General features: G+C 41.7%; 1 protein-coding gene. It reads left to right on the plus strand.

Annotation, left to right across the window (positions count from 1 at the left end; genetic code table 11):
- Positions 1-283 (plus strand): isochorismatase family protein (locus SCA31_RS23010; protein ID WP_410699355.1); only part of this gene is annotated, 283 nt, incomplete at both ends.

Consider the following 283-nt stretch of genomic DNA (forward strand, 5'->3'; position numbering starts at 1 on the left):
AACAGCATTGCTAGTTCTCGACATGCAGGAAAATCTGCTGCAGAGATTGGAGGGAAGTGAAAAACTGATTGATAACGTGTCAAAAGCCATACAATATGCCAGGGAGAATACCATCCCGGTGATCTATGCAGTGGTAGGATTTAAAAAAGGCCTTCCGGAAATTAATATCCACAACAAAACCTTTGGGAATTTAGCATCCATGTTGGAAAAAACGAGAATGGAAGACTTTATGACCATCGTACCTCAATTGGCCCCGGTTGAAAATGAGCCCGTTGTTATCAAA

Source organism: Chryseobacterium sp. SIMBA_028 (assembly GCF_046535285.1).
In the GTDB taxonomy this organism is placed as follows: Bacteria; Bacteroidota; Bacteroidia; order Flavobacteriales; family Weeksellaceae; genus Chryseobacterium.